The organism is Meridianimarinicoccus roseus (genome assembly GCF_003172915.1).
GTDB classification, from domain to species: domain Bacteria; phylum Pseudomonadota; class Alphaproteobacteria; order Rhodobacterales; family Rhodobacteraceae; genus Meridianimarinicoccus; species Meridianimarinicoccus roseus.
Genome location: NZ_QGKU01000038.1, coordinates 99633 through 118073 on the forward strand (window position 1 = coordinate 99633; position 18441 = coordinate 118073).

Consider the following 18441-nt stretch of genomic DNA (forward strand, 5'->3'; position numbering starts at 1 on the left):
AAGCTTGAGAATCTGGGCATTTCAGCCTGAGCGTAAGTTACACCAGTTTCAGTCGCCCATTCATCAATGAGAGCACTTAGAGCGGTAAGAGCCTCTTCCTTTTCCAATGGTTAAACCAGCACGCCGCCTTCGGCTCCGATCACGCCCTGCGTCTGCGCATCGCCCAGCAGCATCTCGTTATGGGCCTTGCCTGACGGGATCATCGGGAAGCAGTTTTCGTGCTTCTCGACCAGGCAGTCGAAGATCACCGGGCCGTCATGGTCCAGCATCTCCATGATCGCGTCGTCCAGATCGGCGGGATCCTTGCACAGGATGCCCTTGCAGCCGAACGCCTCGGCCAGCTTGACGAAATCGGGCAGCGCCTCGGACCAGGACTGACTGTAGCGTTCGCCGTGCAGCAATTCCTGCCATTGCCGCACCATCCCGAGCCGTTCGTTGTTCAGAATGAACTGCTTGACCGGCAGGCGGAACTGCACCGCCGTGCCCATTTCCTGCATGTTCATCAGCCAGGACGCTTCGCCCGCCACGTTGATGACCAGCGCGTCTGGATGCGCCACCTGGGTGCCGATGGAGGCGGGGATGCCGTAGCCCATCGTGCCCAGGCCGCCCGAGGTCATCCAGCGGTTCGGCGCCTCGAACCCGAGATATTGCGCGGCCCACATCTGGTGCTGGCCGACCTCGGTGCAGATGTAGCGGTCGCGGTCCTTGGTAAGCGCCTCAAGACGCTCCAACGCGTATTGCGGCTTGATGACGGTTTCTGAATTCTTGTAGCTCAGGCAGCGCACCTCGCGCCATTCGCTGATCTGCGCCCACCATTTCGGCAGGGCCGCCGCGTTGGTCTTGCGCCCGCGTGCCTTCCAGACCTTCAGAACATCCTCGAGTATGTGGCCCACGTCGCCGATGATCGGCACGTCTGCATGGATCACCTTGTTGATCGACGAGGGGTCGATGTCGATATGAACCTTGCGCGACCCCGGCGAGAAGTCCTGCACACGGCCCGTGATCCGGTCGTCGAAGCGCGCACCGATGTTGATCATCAGATCGCAGCCGTGCATGGCGAGGTTCGCTTCGTAGAGGCCGTGCATTCCCAGCATGCCCAGCCAGTTGTCGCCGGACGCTGGATAAGCGCCAAGGCCCATCAGCGTGGAAGTGATCGGAAAGCCGGTGGCCGCCACCAGTTCGCGAAGCAGCTGGCTGGCCGCCGGGCCGGAGTTGATGACGCCGCCGCCGGTGTAGAAGATCGGCCGCTCGGCGGTTTCGATCATCTCGACCATGCGGGTGATCTGCTCGATGTCGCCCTTCACGCGCGGCTGGTAATGCTTGGTGCGTGCGCGATCCTTCGCGGTGTAGTCGGAGGTGGCGAACTGCACGTCCTTGGGAATGTCGACCAGAACCGGGCCGGGTCGGCCATGGGTGGCGACATGGAACGCCTGATGAATCACGTCGGACAAGTCCTTCGTGTCCTTCACGAGCCAGTTATGCTTCGTGCAGGGCCGGGTGATGCCGACGGTGTCGGCTTCCTGGAAGGCGTCGTTGCCGATCATGAAGGTTGGCACCTGGCCCGACAGCACGATGATCGGGATGCTGTCCATCAGCGCATCGGTGAGGCCCGTCACGGCGTTGGTCGCGCCGGGGCCGGAGGTCACCAGTGCCACACCCGGCTTGCCGGTGGACCGCGCATAACCTTCGGCGGCATGAACAGCGCCCTGTTCGTGACGCACGAGGATGTGGCGAATGTCGTTCTGCTGGAAGATCTCGTCATAGATCGGAAGCACCGCGCCGCCCGGATAGCCGAATACCACATCGACACCCTGATCCTTCAGGGCCTGAACCACCATCTTGGCGCCGCTCATCTGGGTCATCTTCTCGCTCCGTTTCCATCACGCGGTTTTCGTGGCTGCCATAAAAAAACCCCCGGTGTTACTCGGGGGCGCATGGGAAGAATATGGGTGCCGTTACCGGCCCATGCGCCATCTTTCCAGGTCTACGACAAGGATCGTCATCTTTCCGTCTCCTACCACGACTTGCCTCTTAAGACGGCAGTGCAGGGGCGTCAACCGCCAAAAGCCCGTTCAATCTGTCGCGGGAAGGGAATTTGCCGAAACAAAAGAACGCAAAGGCGGGGCCGAAAGTTCTTTTCCGCGCGGTGCCGCGAAACACCCCCGCGCGCAGCCCCCCAAAGGGACGGCTGCGCGCGAGGGGCGTGGCGTTGCGGGGATCACTCGGCGCTGGGTGCGGGGGCGGCGCCGTCTTCGCCACCGGTGTCCGGCACGTCGTCTTCGGGTTGCTCGGCGATCCACGCCACCGACACGACCTGTTCGCCTTTCGCTGTATTGAACACCCGCACGCCACCCGCCGCACGGGAGCGGAAGGAAATGCCGTTCACAGGGCATCGGATCGACTGGCCGGTCGAAGTGGCCAGCATTATCTGATCGTCCAGTTCCACCGGGAAGCTGGTGACGATCGGCCCGCCGCGCATCGCGCGGTCCATCGCCGTCACGCCCATCCCGCCACGCCCGCGCACCGGGTAGTCGTGGCTGGAACTGAGCTTGCCGGAACCGCCCGCCGTTACCGTGACCAAAAGATGTTCGGCCGCCGACATCTCGGCATAGACCTCCTGGCTGAGAGCGACATCGGCCACGGCCTCGTCGTCATCGTCTGCCTCGGGTTCGTCCACCATGCCCTCGATCGCGCGCCGCATCTTCAGATAGGCGGCACGCTGTTCCGGGCTGGCTTCGAAATGCCGGATCACCGACATCGACACGACCTCGTCACCCTCGGCGAGCCGGATGCCGCGCACGCCCAGCGAGGCGCGACTGTTGAACACGCGTACGTCGGTTGTGGGGAAGCGGATCGCGCGGCCCATGCGCGTGACCAGCATAACGTCGTCATCTTCGGAACAGATGCGTGCGTTGATCAGCCGCGTGCCTGCATCCTCGTCCTCGAACTTCATGGCGATCTTGCCGTTGCGCATGACATTGGTGAAATCCGACAGCCGGTTGCGCCGCACCGTGCCCGCCGAGGTGGCGAAGACGATCTGCAGGTCGCCCCAGTCCGCCTCGTCGCGGTCAACCGGCATGATCGCCGCGATCGACACGCCCGTAGCGATGGGCAGCACGTTCACCAGTGCCTTCCCTCGCGAGGCGCGCCCACCCTGCGGCAAGCGCCATGTCTTGATCTTGTAGACCATCCCGTCCGTGGTGAAGAACAGAAGCTGGGTGTGCGTGTTCGCGACGAACAGGGTGGTGACGACATCGTCGTCCTTCATGTTCATGCCGGCAAGGCCCTTGCCGCCGCGCTTCTGGGCGCGGAATTCCGCCAGCGGCGTGCGCTTGATGTAGCCGGACTGGGTGATCGTGACGACCATGTCCTCACGTTCGATCAGGTCCTCGTCTTCCATGTCGCCGGACCAGTCCACGATCTCGGTGCGGCGGGGCACCGCGAACTGGTCGCGCACGTCGCGCAATTCATCCTTGATGATGCTCATGATCCGGTCGCGCGAGCGCAGGATCGCAAGGTAGTCCTTTATCTTCGCGGCCAGATCTTCCAACTCGTCCGTGACTTCCTTCACGCCCAGTTGCGTGAGGCGCTGCAAGCGCAGGTCAAGGATCGCGCGCGCCTGCGTTTCGGACAGGTAGTAGGTGCCATCCTCGTTCATCGTATGCGACGGATCGTCGATCAGCCGGATATAGTCGGCGATGTCGGTGGCGGGCCAGCGCCGTTCCATAAGCCGGGCCCGCGCCTCGGCGGCATCGGCGGAGGCGCGGATCGTCGCCACCACCTCGTCGACATTGCTGACCGCCACCGCCAGACCACAAAGCACGTGAGACCGTTCACGCGCCTTGCGCAGATCGAAGGCGGTTCTCCGCGCGACCACCTGTTCGCGGAATTCGATGAACGAGGTGAGGAACTTGCGCAGCGTCAGTTGTTCTGGGCGGCCACCGTTGAGCGCCAGCATGTTGCAGCCGAAGGAAGTCTGCATCTGGGTGAAGCGATAGAGCTGGTTGAGCACCACGTCGGGCGTCGCGTCGCGCTTCAGCTCGATCACCACGCGGACCCCGACGCGGTCGGATTCGTCCTGCACATGGGCGATGCCGTCCAGCTTCTTCTCGCGCACGAGATCGGCGATCTTCTCGATCATCGAGGCCTTGTTCACCTGGTAAGGGATTTCATCCAGGATAATGCCGTACCGGTCCTTGCGGATTTCCTCGATCCTGGTCTTGGCGCGGATGATGACGCTGCCACGTCCTTCCAGGTAAGCCTTGCGCGCCCCGGAGCGGCCCAGCATGATACCGCCGGTCGGGAAATCCGGCCCGGGAATGTACTGCATCAGGTCGATGGATTCGAGATCCGGCTGGTCGATCAACGCCAGCGTCGCGTCGATCACCTCGCCCAGATTGTGGGGCGGAATATTGGTCGCCATACCCACGGCGATGCCACCCGCGCCGTTGACAAGCATGTTGGGAAAGCGCGCTGGAAGGACAGTGGGTTCGAGGTCCTTGCCGTCGTAATTGTCCTGGAAATCCACCGTCTCCTTCTCGATGTCGGCGAGAAGGGATTGCGCGGGCTTGTCCATCCGCACTTCGGTGTAGCGCATCGCCGCCGGGTTGTCGCCATCCATGGACCCGAAGTTGCCTTGTCCGTCCAGCAGCGGCAGCGACATGGAGAAGTCCTGCGCCATGCGCACGAGCGCGTCGTAGATCGCGCTGTCGCCATGCGGGTGGTACTTGCCCATGACGTCGCCGACAGGGCGCGCGGACTTGCGATAGGGCTTGTCATGCGTGTTGCCGGTTTCGTGCATTGCATAAAGAATGCGCCGATGCACAGGTTTCAGGCCGTCGCGCAGGTCGGGGATGGCGCGGCTGACGATCACGCTCATGGCGTAGTCGAGATACGACGCCTTCATCTCGTCGGCGATGGAAATCGTCGGGCCATGCGGGGCCGCAGGCTGGCCTTCGGGAATTTCGCTATCGTTTTCGGGGGGGTCCGGCGTGTCGTTCAACTGTCTCGCCTTTACTGCTCTGGCGCATTGCTTGCTTGGGCAAAGCTATATCACCGGCGGGCGAAAGGGGGCAAGGCGCGTGTCGCGAAACCGTCATCAGCCGCGGTGGGGGAGTGCTAACACACTGAGTATATTGATTATTAAAGCGACTCGGGCATGATCAAAAGCTGCAGTAGCAGAAAGGATCATCATGGACCACCACGAGACCGAGTTGATGCTTCAGGGGTACGGGCTGACCACGGCGGAACTGTTCTACCGCATGCCCGACTATCGCAGCGTTCTGAACAGTTTCGTCTGGCAGGAATACGATCTTGCGCCGGACCACCCCAAGCTGTTCGGGTTCATCGAATTCTGGCAGAAGGAAATCGAAGGCCCGCTGCATTCGGTGCGCTTCACCCATCGCAAGATGATAGCACCGGGGGAGTGGCGCAACGTGACCGGGGAATTCACCCTGCATTAGGCCGTGTGCGGCGGCGTCAGGCGCGGGCGCGCAGCGCCGCCAGCCAGAGCCCGGCCAGAAACAGAGAGATCACCGCGTTCCAGCTTGCCATCGACAGGCCCAGCATCGACCAGACCACCTCGTCGCACATCACGAGGTTGACCGGAGCGTCCGTGCTCAGCAGGTCGGCGCCAGACAGACCGCCAAGGCCGGAACCGCGTCCGGTGCAGCTGTCGGGGCCGGGCCACCAGCCGCGTTCGATCCCTGTATGGTAGATTCCGAAAGCGGCGGTGGTGGTCGCCGCCAGTGCCCCGAGCGCGATGACCGCACGGTGCAGCCGGAGCGGCAGGCTGCCGATCAGCAGTGCGAGGATGACCGCGAAGGCGTGGGGCCAGCGTTGCCAGATGCAGATCGGGCAGGGTGGCAAACCCCCCAAATATTGGAACGACCAGGCGCCCAGCAGCATGGCGGCGGACCCCGCCCCGGCAATGAAGGCGAGGGATTGGGCCGCCGCGCCCTGTGCGTGTTCCGACGGAAGTCTCATAGGAATTTCACCACGTAGAAGCCACCCAGAAGGAGGATAACGAAGAGCGTGAACATCAGCCCCATCCGCTTTTCGATAAAATCGCGGATCGGTGCACCGAATTTCCAAAGAAGCGCCGCGACCACGAAGAAGCGAAGCGCGCGCGCAACCGCAGATGCCACGATGAACACCGTCAGTGAAAGCCCGGTCGATCCCGACAGGATCGTGATAACCTTGTAGGGGAAGGGCGTGACCCCCGCGATCAGGACTGCCCAGGCCCCCCATTCGTTGTAACGCAGGGCGAAGTCGTCGAAATACTTGTCCTTGCCATAGAACTCCAGCACCGGTCGGCCGACGCTGTCGAACAGACCCCAGCCGATGTAATATCCCATCAGGCCGCCCAGCACGGAACTGACCGTCGCCACGCCCGCGATCAGCCACGCGCGGCGCGGCGCGGCAAGGATCATCGGGATCATGAGGATGTCCGGCGGGATGGGAAACACCGAGCTTTCTATGAAAGCCACGACGGCCAGCGCGACCAACGCGTAGCGGCTTTCGGCAAGGCCCATCGTCCAGTTGTACAAACCGCGGATCATGAAACACCTCTTCGTGCGAAATGGCTATGGCCGCTCGCCGGGCTTCGGTCAAGGCGGATGCGCGGGCAGAATGGCGTTGCAGCCTTGCGAGCCGCCGGGTTAGACGCGCCCAACATCAACAGGCGGGGCGACCGCGATGACGCACGGCACGGCAACGGGGACCGGACGGATCGGTCGGGTGATTGAACGGGTCTCGCAGGGGTTGGCCCTCGCGGGCGGGCTTGTGCTGGTCGGGATGGCCTGCGTCACTGTCGGCTCGGTGATCGGCCGGGCGTTGTCGCCCTTCGGGCTGGCGCCGGTGACAGGCGATTTTGAACTGGTGCAACTGGGTTGTGCCATTGCGGTCTTCTGGTTCCTTCCGTTGTGCCAGTTGCGGCGCGGCAACGTCACGGTGGACCTTCTGTCGGAGCGGTTCGGTCCGCGCGGCCATGCGCTGCTTGGGCTTTTGGGCAATGTCGCGCTGACGCTTTGCAGCGGTGTGATCGCGCTGCAACTGGCCCGTGGCTTTGGCGAGAAGTTCCCGCATGGCGGCCCGGCACTGCGCGACGCGCTTGGTCTTGGCGCGCCGCCCTTCTTTCCCGAGACGACCTATGAATTGCAGCTTCCGGTGTGGGTGCCGTATGCGCTGGCGCTGTTGGGCGCGGTCTGGCTTGTTGCCGTATGCGCCTATACCGTGGCGCGTTCGGTACGCTGGGTTGCCCGCGGCGCAGAGGAACCGGCCGTATGAGCGGTCTCGCCCTCGCACTTGGCGGATTCGCGGTGATGCTGGGCGCGATCTTCCTGCGTCTGCCCATCGCGGCGGCGATGGGGCTGACCGGGTTCCTGGGGACGTGGATCGTCACCGGCACGCCGAACGGCACGCTGAGCCAGCTCAAGACGCTCAGCTTCGACACGTTCGCCAACTATTCGCTGTCGATCGTCCCGCTGTTCCTGCTGATGGGGCAGATCGCATCAAAATCTGGGATGAGCGCGGCGCTGTTCCGCGGGGCAGCCGCGCTGGTCGGGCATCGTGGCGGCGGCATGGCGATCGCCGCGGTCGGCGCGTCGGCGGGGTTCGGTGCGGTTTGCGGATCGTCGCTGGCCACCGCGTCGACCATGGGGCAGGTGGCTCTGCCGGAACTGCGCCGCCGCGGGTACTCCGACGGACTGAGCACCGGGGTGGTGGCGGCAGGCGGCACGCTGGGTATCCTTATTCCGCCTTCGGTGATCCTCGTGATCTACGCGATCCTGACGGAACAGAACATCGTCAAGATGTTCGCCGCGGCGCTGGTGCCGGGGCTGCTGGCCGTGCTGGGCTATGTGCTGACGGTGCGCGTCATGGTGTGGCGCGATCCCGCCTCAGCGCCGCGCGCGCCGCGCATGGCCGGGCCTGAACGGCTGGCCGCGCTGTTGCAGGTCTGGCCGGTGGTCGCGATCTTCTCCCTGGTGATGGGTGGCATTGTCGCCGACTGGAACTGGGTACGGCCCGGTGTGCAGGCATTGTTCACGCCGACCGAAGGCGCGGCGGTCGGCGTGTTGGCAACGGCGCTGGCGGCGCTGGCGATGGGCGGTCTGACGGTGCGCGATTTGATCGACGCGGTGCTGGAGACGGCCGTCGCGAGCGGGCTGATCTTCGCCATCCTTCTGGGCGCGCAGGTGTTCAACACGTTCCTTGCGTTCACCCAGGCACCGCAGGCCTTGGCCGAATGGGTCACCGCGCAGGGTGCCGCGCCGCTGACGGTGCTGGTGCTGATGCTGCTGTGCTATCTTGGGCTTGGCTGCGTGATGGACAGCCTGTCGATGATCCTGCTGACGATCCCGGTGTTCTTCCCGATCGTGCAAGGCCTCGACTTCGGGCTGGGCCCGGAGGGCACGGCGATCTGGTTCGGTGTGCTCGCGCTGATCGTGGTGGAAGTCGGGCTTATCACGCCGCCGGTGGGGCTCAACCTTTTCATCATCAACCGCATCGCGGGCGACGTTCCGCTTGGCGTGACCTATCGCGGCGTTGCGCCCTTCATCGTGTCGGACCTGCTGCGCGTCGCGCTTCTGGTGGCGTTTCCGGGCTTGTCCCTGTGGCTTGTCGGCCTGATCGGTTGAGCTTCGGGCGTACGTATCGCGCAAGGAGCCAGGCCGGGCCCGTCGAGCATGCACAAAAGGTTAAACCGGTGCCTCGGCTTTTAACGCTTTGTGAACGTTTTGAGTCGCACCGGCGATCTTGTGGCAGTCAACCCAAACAAACACCAGATTTAGGTAAAAGTTTGTTTGACCCTCGTGGCGGATTGCGGCTTATTTGTGTTCGTAACGCATGGCGCCACCATATGTGGTGGACTTCCCAGTATCTAGAGGCGCAACGCACAAGCTGTCGGGGTCACCCGCACCGCCCTGCTGTCTGTGCCCTGCGCCGGGACGACGCCGAAGAACAATGACCTGCACAGGGGCCGACAATGAGAATCGAACGCAAATTCACCCGCGACACCGCAGACGCCTACGCCGATCTGGATTTCGCGACCACCACGTCGGAAATTCGCAATCCGGATGGCACCGTGGTCTTCCGTCTGGAAGGGCTGGAGGTTCCGTCAAGCTGGTCGCAGGTCGCGTCCGACGTGCTGGCACAGAAGTATTTCCGCAAGGCCGGCGTTGCCGCCGCCCTTAAGAAAGTCCGTGAAAAGGGCGTGCCCGAGTTCCTGTGGCGGTCGGTCCCCGACGAGGACGCGCTGGCCAAGCTCCCCGAAGACCAGCGTTTCGGCGGCGAGACGAAGGCCGTGCAGGTCTTCGACCGGCTGGCGGGCGCTTGGGCCTACTGGGGCTGGAAGGGCGGCTATTTCACCAAGGAAGCCGACGCCCGCGCCTATTTCGATGAAATGCGCTACATGCTGGCGACCCAGCGTGCGGCCCCAAACAGCCCGCAATGGTTCAACACCGGGCTGCACTGGGCCTACGGCATCGACGGCCCGTCGCAAGGGCACTACTACGTCGACCACAAATCCGGGAAACTGACCAAGTCGGCTTCCGCCTATGAACACCCCCAGCCGCATGCCTGCTTCATCCAGTCCGTCGCCGACGATCTGGTCAACGACGGCGGCATCATGGATCTGTGGGTGCGCGAGGCGCGGCTGTTCAAGTACGGGTCCGGCACCGGGACGAACTTCTCCTCCCTGCGGGGGGAAGGCGAGGCCCTTTCGGGCGGTGGGCGGTCATCCGGTCTGATGGGTTTCCTGAAGATCGGTGACCGGGCAGCGGGTGCGATCAAATCGGGGGGCACAACCCGGCGCGCTGCCAAGATGGTGATCTGCGACGCGGACCATCCCGACATCGAACAGTTTATCAACTGGAAGGTGATCGAGGAGCAGAAGGTCGCGTCGCTGGTCGCTGGAAGCAAGACCCATGAGGCGCGGCTGAACGACATATTCGCCGCAATCCGTGGGTGGGATGGCAGCCTTGAGGACGCCGTGGACCCCAAGGCCAACGACGCGCTGAAAAGCGCCGTCAAGGCGGCTAAGAAGGCTGCCATCCCCGAAACATATGTCAAGCGCGTGCTGGACTACGCCAAGCAGGGTTATGACAGCATCGAGTTTCCGACCTATGACACGGATTGGGACAGCGAGGCCTACTCCAGCGTGTCGGGGCAGAACTCAAACAACTCCGTCCGCGTGACCGACGCCTTCCTGAAGGCTGTGCGGGACGATGCCGATTGGGAGTTGATCCGCCGCACCGACGGCAAGGTCGCCAAGACCATCAAGGCACGAGATCTTTGGGAACAGATCGGCCATGCCGCCTGGGCCTGCGCCGATCCGGGAATCCAGTTCCACGATACCGTGAATGCGTGGCACACCTGCCCGGAAGACGGCGCGATCCGCGGCTCGAACCCGTGCTCGGAATACATGTTCCTCGATGATACGGCCTGCAACCTCGCGTCTATGAACCTGCTGACCTTCTACCGCGGCGGGCAGTTCCAAGCCGAGGAGTACGTCCACGCAGCGCGCCTGTGGACCGTCACGCTTGAGATCAGTGTCTTGATGGCGCAGTTCCCCAGCCGTGAGATCGCGCAGCGGTCCTACGACTTCCGCACGCTGGGTCTTGGCTATGCCAATATCGGCGGGCTGCTTATGCAGATGGGGCACAGCTATGACAGCGACGAGGGCAGGGCGCTGTGCGGTGCGCTGACCGCGATCATGACGGGCGTGGCCTATGCGACCTCGGCCGAGATGGCGGGAGAACTTGGCGCCTTCCCAGGCTACCCGGCCAATTCCGAACACATGCTACGGGTGATCCGCAACCACCGCACCGCGGCGCATGGCAAGGCGGACGGCTACGAAGGGCTTGCGGTCCGCCCGGTGCCGCTGGACCATGCCAACTGCCCCGACGCGCGTCTGGTGGATCTTGCGACCCGCGCATGGGACGAGGCGCTCGCGCTTGGGCGGAAACATGGCTACCGCAACGCGCAGGCAACAGTGATCGCGCCGACCGGCACGATCGGCCTTGTGATGGACTGTGACACCACAGGGATCGAGCCGGACTTCGCGCTTGTGAAGTTCAAGAAACTCGCTGGCGGTGGATACTTCAAGATCATCAACCGCTCGGTTCCGGCCGCGCTTGAAACGCTGGGCTACGCTCCCGCGCAGATCGAGGAGATCGTCAGCTACGCTGTTGGTCACGGCACCCTCGGCAATGCGCCGGGCATCAATCACACGGCATTGCTGGGCCACGGTTTCGGCGCGGCCGAAATTGACAAGATCGAGGCTGCGCTGCCTTCGGCCTTTGACATCCGCTTCGTGTTCAACCAGTGGACGCTGGGCGAGGAGTTCTGCACCGACGTGCTGGGCATTCCGGCAGCCAAGCTGGCTGATCCGACCTTCGACATGCTGACGTCGCTCGGCTTCACGCGCCAGCAGATCGAGGCTGCCAACGACCATGTGTGCGGGACCATGACGCTGGAAGGCGCGCCGCACCTGAAGACCGACCACTACCCGGTGTTCGACTGCGCCAATCCCTGCGGCAAGAAAGGGCGCCGTTACCTTGGCGTGGACAGCCACATCACCATGATGGCGGCGGCGCAAAGCTTCATCTCGGGCGCAATCTCCAAGACGATCAACATGCCCAATGACGCGACCATCGAGGATTGCCAGCGCGCCTACGAGTTGTCCTGGTCGCTGGGTGTGAAGGCGAACGCGCTCTATCGTGACGGATCGAAGCTGAGCCAGCCGCTCGCGGCGGCGCTGGTCGAGGATGACGACGAGGCTGAAGAAGTGCTGGCATCGGGCAGCCCGCAGGCAAAGGCGCAGGTTCTGGCCGAGAAGATCATCGAGAAGGTGATCATCAAGGAGGTCGTCCGCTCGCACCGCGAAAAGCTGCCCGAGCGGCGCAAGGGCTACACCCAGAAGGCGATTGTTGGCGGTCACAAGGTCTATCTCCGTACCGGCGAATATAAGGACGGACAGCTTGGCGAGATATTCATCGACATGCACAAGGAAGGCGCAGGCTTCCGGGCGATGATGAACAACTTCGCCATCGCCGTGTCGGTCGGGCTGCAATACGGCGTCCCGCTGGAAGAGTTCGTGGATGCCTTCACCTTCACCCGGTTCGAACCTGCGGGGATGGTGCAGGGCAACGAGGCGATCCGCAACGCGACCTCGATCCTCGACTACATTTTCCGCGAACTTGCGGTCAGCTATCTCGACCGAACCGACCTTGCGCATGTGAAGCCCGAGGGCGCGGCCTTCGACGATCTCGGCGGCGGGGAGACCGAAGGCAGGCCCAACATCGCGCCGGTCAGCGAAACTGCTGCCAGCAAGTCGCTTGAAGTGCTCAAGCAGATTTCCTCGACCGGGTATCTGCGCAAGCGGATGCCGCAGGAACTGGTGCTGCTGCAGGGCGGCGCTGGCAGTGCGGTCGCGCTTGAGACCGGGTTTTCCGTACAAGGCGCGGCGACGGCGATCGATACCGGCGGCACGCTCGGCGGCACTGCGATGGACGCACGCGCGAAGGCCCGCATCCAGGGCTACGAGGGGGACCCCTGCGGCGAGTGCGGCAACTACACGCTGGTGCGCAACGGCACCTGCATGAAATGCAATACCTGCGGAGATACGAGCGGGTGTAGCTGACTGGTGTGGCGGTGGTGTGGCGGGCATAGTTGCTCCCAGGGACGGGCATAGTCTTGCCCGAACGGGCAAAGTTCCGCCCAAATGAGCCAAAAGCATACCAGGGGCGGCCAAGCCGCCCCTTTTCAATTGTTCGTAGCGTTGCTGATGGCTGAACCGAACCGAGGGTTCGAATCCCGATCCCACCGATCAAGCCGTTCCGCTATCCGCGCCATTGCCGCACGACGGTTATGGGGAGAGTCCGGCAGTTTGCCTTCGAACAGACCATTGCGGCCGAGTTCCAAGCGCTGCACCGAGAACGGACGAGCTATTCGACGAGACGATAAACCATCTCATCGCAAATGTGATGAAATCGGACGGCGACGACGAGACTCTCGAGCGGATCCGCAACGCACCCGCTGGCCCGCAGATCTTTGGTGTCCCCCGCGCGGAGCCTGTGCGCCGTTGACCTCCTGCCTCGCATCGCGTGCCTTGCAGTCACTGGCACAAGGGGCAAGGCGGCCCACGCCGAGCCATGTCCTGAAGGCCCCCATGCGTCGCTCCTTAGTGGGCTTGCAACGTTCGGGATTGGCCGCGATGGGCGCGCAGGCAACGCCCAAGAATGAGGCACTGTGCGGTGCGAATGGCGCTGCATGGGATCAGGATCAGGCCCGGTACGGGTCATTCCTTGCTTTTCGCCAGCCGATCAGATGTAGTTTTCGTTACACTTATCGAACGGGAACCGGCATGAAATCCTTGGCCCTTACGCTTGGCCTGACAGCGTTTCTTGCCGTTCAGGCGCAGGCCGTGACGCTGGCGGCTGTCTTGGACTACACCACACAAGACACCCGCTTCATCAACGCGACCGAAGCGGTTGCCATTAGCTTTTCGTTATCGGACGCAACCTCTGCGATTTCGGTCTCCGCGCCGATCGACTGTGCCGCGTGCGAAGGCGAGGTTTTCCTGACCAACGATGTCGGGACGGGAAGCTCCCTCGCGAACCTTGTGGACTGGTTCGCGCTGGAGAACATCACCGGATCAGAGTTGTTCTCGGGGCTGAGTCTGCCCTCCGGCACCTATTATCTGGGTGTGTCCGTCACCAGCGGCTTTGCAACATGGGGCGAGTCCGGCACCCCGACCGTGATCGAAAACAGCCCCGGGGATATCGGGCTGCAATACGCCGCCTCCCCGATCTTGGCCGGGTTCCCGGCATCGAGCGATTTCATCGCGCGGCTGAGTGGAGACGCTCTGCTGTTCGAGGTCGAGACGACCGCCATTCCGGCACCGGCCTCTGTGCTGTTGCTGATCTCCGCTGCCGGGGGACTTATGGCGCTTGGGCGACGCCGGTCCTCGGGGGCCTAGGGCGCCGCGATCTTGGCGGTCTCGTCCGTCTCGGGGGGCGGAAAGTATCCGGCAAGGCGCAGGCTGTCGCTCAATGTAACTTCCGTCACCTCGAACACGCCAAGCCCCGTCCAGCGCAGGGGCTTGAGGTTCATCTCGAACAAACCGTCGAAACTGGGCGCAATATCCTTGAGCACCAGCTTTGCGATATCGAGAACAAGCAGCGATACTGCGGCCACGATTGCCAGCCCGATGCAGAATCCGGCCAGCAAAGGCCCCGGCGCCAAGACGGACATCACACCCAGTGTCGCGCCAGCGATCATCGCGACCTTTTCGAACATCTGCATTTCAACGCTGAGTTGAAATTTGGACACTTGGAACCCGCCCTGAAGCTTCTCGAGGCTCAGTGTCGGGTTCCCATCCGCATCCTCGCTCATCAACACGCCATAGTTTCCGGAGGAATTGTTCGTCGCAGCCCCGAGCGGCGTGATGACCTTCGTCTCACACTCGATAGCGAGTTGGTCGGCCTCGATGCGGATTGAAAGTTCATCCAGCCATGTTTCGCAGCGCATTCCCAGAACGGGCGTTGGCTTTACACGGGCCCGGTGCATGAGGCGAATTCCCATTCCGTCCCGGTCGAGCTCGAAAAAGTTGGGCTGGATGCCCTGAAAGACGCTGCACATCATCGGGACGACGACGCTGTCGAGCAAACGCTGCGATCCGATCACCAGAGACGCGACATGACCGATGGTGATCATGTCCCCCGACACATAGAGCGCCCGGCCTTCGGCCTTTCGCCCCCCTGTCATGCACAAGACGGCCAGAATCGCATCGGCTTCGTGCCCCTTCTCGGCCTCGCTGAAGGCATAGGCCATATCCGTGGGCTGCATCCACGCGAAATCACCGCGGGCGAGCTTCGTCGTGATGTCCAGCTCGGCAAAGATGTGGTCGAAGACGTCGAGATGGGTGTTGAGCCACGTCTCCAGCGCGCGCCGGAGTCCACCGTTCACATCGGGATGGTCCTTGACGCCTTCGCCAAGCGTTAACTGAACCTGCGCGGGGCGGTAGTTGCGGCCCTGAGGGCTGGCCAGACGCAAATGGTAGCGTTCGAAGTCCTCGTCCGGCGCGGCCAGTCTGTCGGCCGCAACGAACTCCATATCCAGCGCAGTATCGACACTACTGCCGGCCCCGTCAAAAATGACCGTCCCGTCGTCCGCCTTTGCAATTGTCCAGACATCGAGTGGCATGGTCAGATGTGCCCGTGTTCCGGAGCTTCGCTCCGACAGCGCCCAGCGACCAAAACCGATGGTGAGGGTATACGTTTCATTGTCGGGAAGCGGCATGGAGAAGCCCTCGGGCGTCGATCCGGCAATATCAATCTGCCGGTTGGCCTCGCTCAATCGCAGAGAAAAGACGGTGTCCCATCCGAGACTGTTTGCGGTAATTTCCAAAGCATGTCCTTCCCATCCGCGGCCGAGACTGTGCTCAGGCCAGTTCCCCGCCCAGGTGCAGGCCGTCGTTGAAGGCGAGCGAGCGCAGGCGCAGCGTGCCCGCACTGGGCCACTCCACGGGTGTCGACACCTCCTTGAGCAGATCGTCGAACAGCTCGGGCTTCACCTTTCCCTTCTCCGTCAGCAGCGTCGCGTAGTTCAGGACGGTCAGGGTCCCTCCTGCGATGCCGGTCGCGGCGATCGCGACAACGATGGCCAGTTTGTGCGCATTCATGAAGTTCGAGGCCTGCGCGACAAAGCTGGTGCCGGCACGACCTGCCGTCATGGACGCGGCGGCGCCCGCCGCGTCACTCCCGCCCGATCCGACATTCGCCGCACCGATATCCGACATCGAGATCGCCATCTGCCCCGCGGTCTCCGACTCGCGAATGGCCGCAGCCTCCAGACCGACACCGGCCACGATGGCCACGATGGCGATGACATCGAGGGTGATCCCGGCGATGAGGATCCAATCAGGGTTGGAGGTCGTCACACTGCCGCTGAGCGCCTCCAGCTCGAACTCGGGGCTGCCATCCGCACCAAGCGACAGGCGAGACGCCCCTTTGCGGGTTATGATGACGTCTGTGCCGACAATGCCGTGGTAGAAGTGGAAATAGTCGAAATCGAGCTGGATCACATCCCCGTCAACCAGCAGCTTGAAGCCCTGAGGTTCGACCAGTGGCTTGAAGGTCTCGCCATCACTGTTTTGAAAGTCGTGGGCCTTGATCTGCCGCGTGTTGGTCAGTCCGTAGCCGTCCGAGGTGATGTCGAAATCCGCCTCGGTCGATCCCGGGAACAGGGTGACGATGTGGGGCAGCAACATTTTTTCGACCATTCGGCCCGCGTCGATCAGGACACCGACATGGGAGCCGTTGGGCACGAAGGCCGGTGTCGCGGCGAATGTGGTCGGCGGCACCCGGTTTTCGGTCATGGTAAGAACGGCAAGCACGCTTTCGTCCTCGAATTTCTTGCGCCGTTGATCCGGTGGCAGGGAGGGATCTTCGATGGCGGTCGCAACGGAAAAATGCGCCGCGGTCGGGGTAATCCACGCCATCGCGCCCGAGGAGCCCGCGAAATCGCCGCTGATATCGACGACGGCGAGCGGTTTCGCGAAATCGGGCAAATGGTCTTTGGCCCATTCGATCATCAGGCTGCGCAGGGCATCGGCATGCTGATCGCACGGCAGATCAATCTCGGCGACGGTGATCCCGACGGTATCGCGGTCGACGCCCAAATACTTGGTCCGGCCGTCGGCGCGCGTGTACAGATCGAGGGGCAGGTCGAAGCGGATGATCACGCCCGTCAGATCGATGGTGACCGCATCATCCTCCGCCCCAACGGTGATCGACCCCGCCTCGACGACACCTTCCAAACTGATCGTGTCCCCGTTCGCACCGTTTCCAAACCGCCAGAAGGCGAATGTTCCTGCGGTTGCAAAGCGGCCGTTTATAAGCGTTGCAATCTCTTTTTCGAACCCGATATCACTGAAGTTGCTGTCGGTCGCGAGATGGGCGTTCAGTGCGGAAAAGGTAATTGCGCTGACGACATCCCAACCGCCGGTGTTGGCCGCCACGGTTTCGGTCATATCGGGGTCCTTCCTTCTGGAATGGAGCGTGTGGTGTCACTTTGAGAGTCGGCGGAAAAACATCGCGCCGCGCAAGCCGCCCTCATCGGGCACGAAGTCAAGCGGAAAGGCCTTGCCGAGGACATGCTGCTGTCCGTCGCTGTGGTGCAATGGAAAGGAGACCTCTGCCGTGCCTTGAAAAAGGTCGGTATCGTCGACGATCTTGACGCCAAAGATGACCCGCATGATGGTGAAGACGAAGGTATCGCTGACGTGCCGATCAAGGATCTTGTGGCGGGTCTTCTTGATCTTCAATTCCTGGGCGACGTGGTCGAAGACGACCGAGTACCGCATGGTGACGGCTTCGATGAGGGTTTGACGGCCAACAATGGGGGCTCGGACGTCGATGAGGCAGTCGGCGTGCACCTCCAACCTCTCGTCCTGTACCGTGATGTCCCGGACCCTGTACTGGACATGGACATCTCCAAGATCGACGTGCCGCGAGCGTCGGCCGGCGTCCATGGCGAAGACATGTTGCAGGGCTTCGCGGAAGTACCTGGTGACCACGTCGGAGCACACAACGGCAAGATCTGCCGAGCCTGCGATCAGATCGGCGTCGATCAGGACGCTGTCGTCCTTCGGATAGGCCCGAGATGCCAGACCGATGGCAAGCGTCACCCCCGTGTGCGAGGCACGCTGCTGACAGACCGCCTTGCCGCCTGCATAGTGCCAAGCGTCTTGTTGGTCGGCGAACCCCGGGCAACTGGGCAGCAACGGATAGAACAAGGCGGGTCCATTAGCCTTTAGCCAAGAGGCCATGCCAGTCTCGACCCGCGCCGTGAAGTCGGCCCCGATATCCGGCCCCTTCGTGATCGCGACGGCCGCCTGTTGCCGCCCTGCGTCGGGCGCGAACTCCGCAAGCCCAAACCCGGCGAGGCCTTTCTTGTCCATCACACTAACCAGCGTCCCGCTGACGCTGAGGCGTATCCCGGCGAGAGAGGCTTTCTGGTCCCCGCTCTCGATCTCGCCCTGTGCTATCTCGATCTCGACGGTGACGGACCCGCCTGTCCCGTCGATGAGCCTCGGAGGTTCGATCCGACCCGTCATCGTCGTGGTGGTCTCGTCCAGCAGTCCTTGGGACTCGGTCCGGAATGCCAAGGCGTCCTTCGTCAGACGTTCAGCGATCACAGCGGTCGCTGTGTCCAAGGTCATCGCGCCGATGACGTCCCACTCACCTGTCTTCACACGGTCTCCGATCCACCGTATGAAGAACGATGAGTATATTCAAAAGAATTACATCACGCTGGCCCAGAACCGATGCTCTTGCAACTAATTCTTCCTCCAGATTGAGAGTTTTCATCCGCGGCTAGGCGTTGATACTGTAACTGTCCCCTACGGGGCTTTGTTGCGCAAAGAGTGTGAAGGCCGGA

General features: G+C 62.7%; 12 protein-coding genes. 5 read left to right on the top strand and 7 right to left on the bottom strand.

Annotated features, from left to right (window positions below):
- Window positions 1-110: 110 nt before the first annotated feature.
- Together DKT77_RS12280 and gyrA are read right to left on the bottom strand one after the other, a co-directional pair.
- The gene (locus tag DKT77_RS12280; protein ID WP_109811989.1) at window positions 111-1862 is read right to left on the bottom strand and encodes an acetolactate synthase 3 large subunit; all 1752 of its coding nucleotides are present in this window, start codon (window positions 1860-1862) and stop codon (window positions 111-113) included.
- 356 nt (window positions 1863-2218) lie between these two features.
- Entirely contained in the window at window positions 2219-5002 is a 2784-nt protein-coding gene (gene gyrA / locus DKT77_RS12285; protein WP_109811990.1) for a DNA gyrase subunit A, read from the bottom strand.
- Between the two features lie 190 nt (window positions 5003-5192).
- Between gyrA and DKT77_RS12290 the strand changes: the two genes are divergently transcribed.
- Window positions 5193-5462 (top strand): usg protein, encoded by a 270-nt coding sequence (locus tag DKT77_RS12290; protein ID WP_109811991.1) that lies wholly within the window; start codon window positions 5193-5195, stop codon window positions 5460-5462.
- A gap of 16 nt (window positions 5463-5478) precedes the next feature.
- On the opposite strand, the gene DKT77_RS12295 is transcribed toward DKT77_RS12290, so the two are convergent.
- Window positions 5479-5985 (bottom strand): disulfide bond formation protein B, encoded by a 507-nt coding sequence (locus tag DKT77_RS12295; RefSeq protein ID WP_109811992.1) that lies wholly within the window; start codon window positions 5983-5985, stop codon window positions 5479-5481.
- Entirely contained in the window at window positions 5982-6560 is a 579-nt protein-coding gene (locus DKT77_RS12300; protein ID WP_109811993.1) for a YqaA family protein, read from the bottom strand. Before DKT77_RS12300 ends, DKT77_RS12295 begins: the two co-directional genes overlap by 4 nt.
- Before the next feature lie 178 nt (window positions 6561-6738).
- Between DKT77_RS12300 and DKT77_RS12305 the strand changes: the two genes are divergently transcribed.
- The 4 genes from DKT77_RS12305 to DKT77_RS12320 all read left to right on the top strand — a co-directional run bounded on the left by DKT77_RS12305 (window position 6739) and on the right by DKT77_RS12320 (window position 13978).
- Window positions 6739-7287, top strand: coding sequence for a TRAP transporter small permease (locus DKT77_RS12305; RefSeq protein WP_238547851.1), 549 nt, complete (start codon window positions 6739-6741; stop codon window positions 7285-7287).
- Window positions 7284-8636 (top strand): TRAP transporter large permease, encoded by a 1353-nt coding sequence (locus tag DKT77_RS12310; protein WP_109811995.1) that lies wholly within the window; start codon window positions 7284-7286, stop codon window positions 8634-8636. Before DKT77_RS12305 ends, DKT77_RS12310 begins: the two co-directional genes overlap by 4 nt.
- Window positions 8637-8983: 347 nt before the next feature.
- Window positions 8984-12640, top strand: a complete 3657-nt coding sequence (locus tag DKT77_RS12315) for a vitamin B12-dependent ribonucleotide reductase (RefSeq protein ID WP_109811996.1) — start codon at window positions 8984-8986, stop codon at window positions 12638-12640.
- A gap of 723 nt (window positions 12641-13363) precedes the next feature.
- Entirely contained in the window at window positions 13364-13978 is a 615-nt protein-coding gene (locus DKT77_RS12320; protein WP_109811997.1) for a hypothetical protein, read from the top strand.
- Here the strand turns inward: DKT77_RS12320 and DKT77_RS12325 are convergent.
- From DKT77_RS12325 to DKT77_RS12335, 3 genes are read right to left on the bottom strand one after another with little or no spacing between them, the layout of a single operon-like run.
- Window positions 13975-15513 (bottom strand): TULIP family P47-like protein, encoded by a 1539-nt coding sequence (locus DKT77_RS12325; RefSeq protein WP_238547852.1) that lies wholly within the window; start codon window positions 15511-15513, stop codon window positions 13975-13977. The two genes, DKT77_RS12320 and DKT77_RS12325, sit on opposite strands and share 4 nt — an antisense overlap.
- Window positions 15443-17032: a TULIP family P47-like protein gene (locus DKT77_RS12330; RefSeq protein ID WP_109811999.1), complete on the bottom strand. Its 1590-nt coding sequence runs from the start codon at window positions 17030-17032 to the stop codon at window positions 15443-15445. The genes DKT77_RS12325 and DKT77_RS12330 overlap by 71 nt, the downstream gene beginning before the upstream one ends.
- A 36-nt stretch (window positions 17033-17068) precedes the next feature.
- A complete protein-coding gene (locus DKT77_RS12335) occupies window positions 17069-18256 on the bottom strand; it encodes a hypothetical protein (RefSeq protein ID WP_109812000.1) in 1188 nt (395 codons plus the stop codon).
- Between the last annotated feature and the right edge of the window lie 185 nt (window positions 18257-18441).

Excerpts from the sequence above, each read along its gene's own strand:
- DKT77_RS12310 (WP_109811995.1), top strand. The coding sequence starts at position 7,284 with ATGAGCGGTCTCGCCCTCGCACTTGGCGGATTCGCGGTGATGCTGGGC.
- DKT77_RS12320 (WP_109811997.1), top strand. The coding sequence starts at position 13,364 with ATGAAATCCTTGGCCCTTACGCTTGGCCTGACAGCGTTTCTTGCCGTT.
- DKT77_RS12295 (WP_109811992.1), bottom strand. The coding sequence starts at position 5,985 with ATGAGACTTCCGTCGGAACACGCACAGGGCGCGGCGGCCCAATCCCTC.
- DKT77_RS12280 (WP_109811989.1), bottom strand. The coding sequence starts at position 1,862 with ATGACCCAGATGAGCGGCGCCAAGATGGTGGTTCAGGCCCTGAAGGAT.
- DKT77_RS12300 (WP_109811993.1), bottom strand. The coding sequence starts at position 6,560 with ATGATCCGCGGTTTGTACAACTGGACGATGGGCCTTGCCGAAAGCCGC.
- DKT77_RS12330 (WP_109811999.1), bottom strand. The coding sequence starts at position 17,032 with ATGACCGAAACCGTGGCGGCCAACACCGGCGGTTGGGATGTCGTCAGC.
- DKT77_RS12315 (WP_109811996.1), top strand. The coding sequence starts at position 8,984 with ATGAGAATCGAACGCAAATTCACCCGCGACACCGCAGACGCCTACGCC.
- DKT77_RS12290 (WP_109811991.1), top strand. The coding sequence starts at position 5,193 with ATGGACCACCACGAGACCGAGTTGATGCTTCAGGGGTACGGGCTGACC.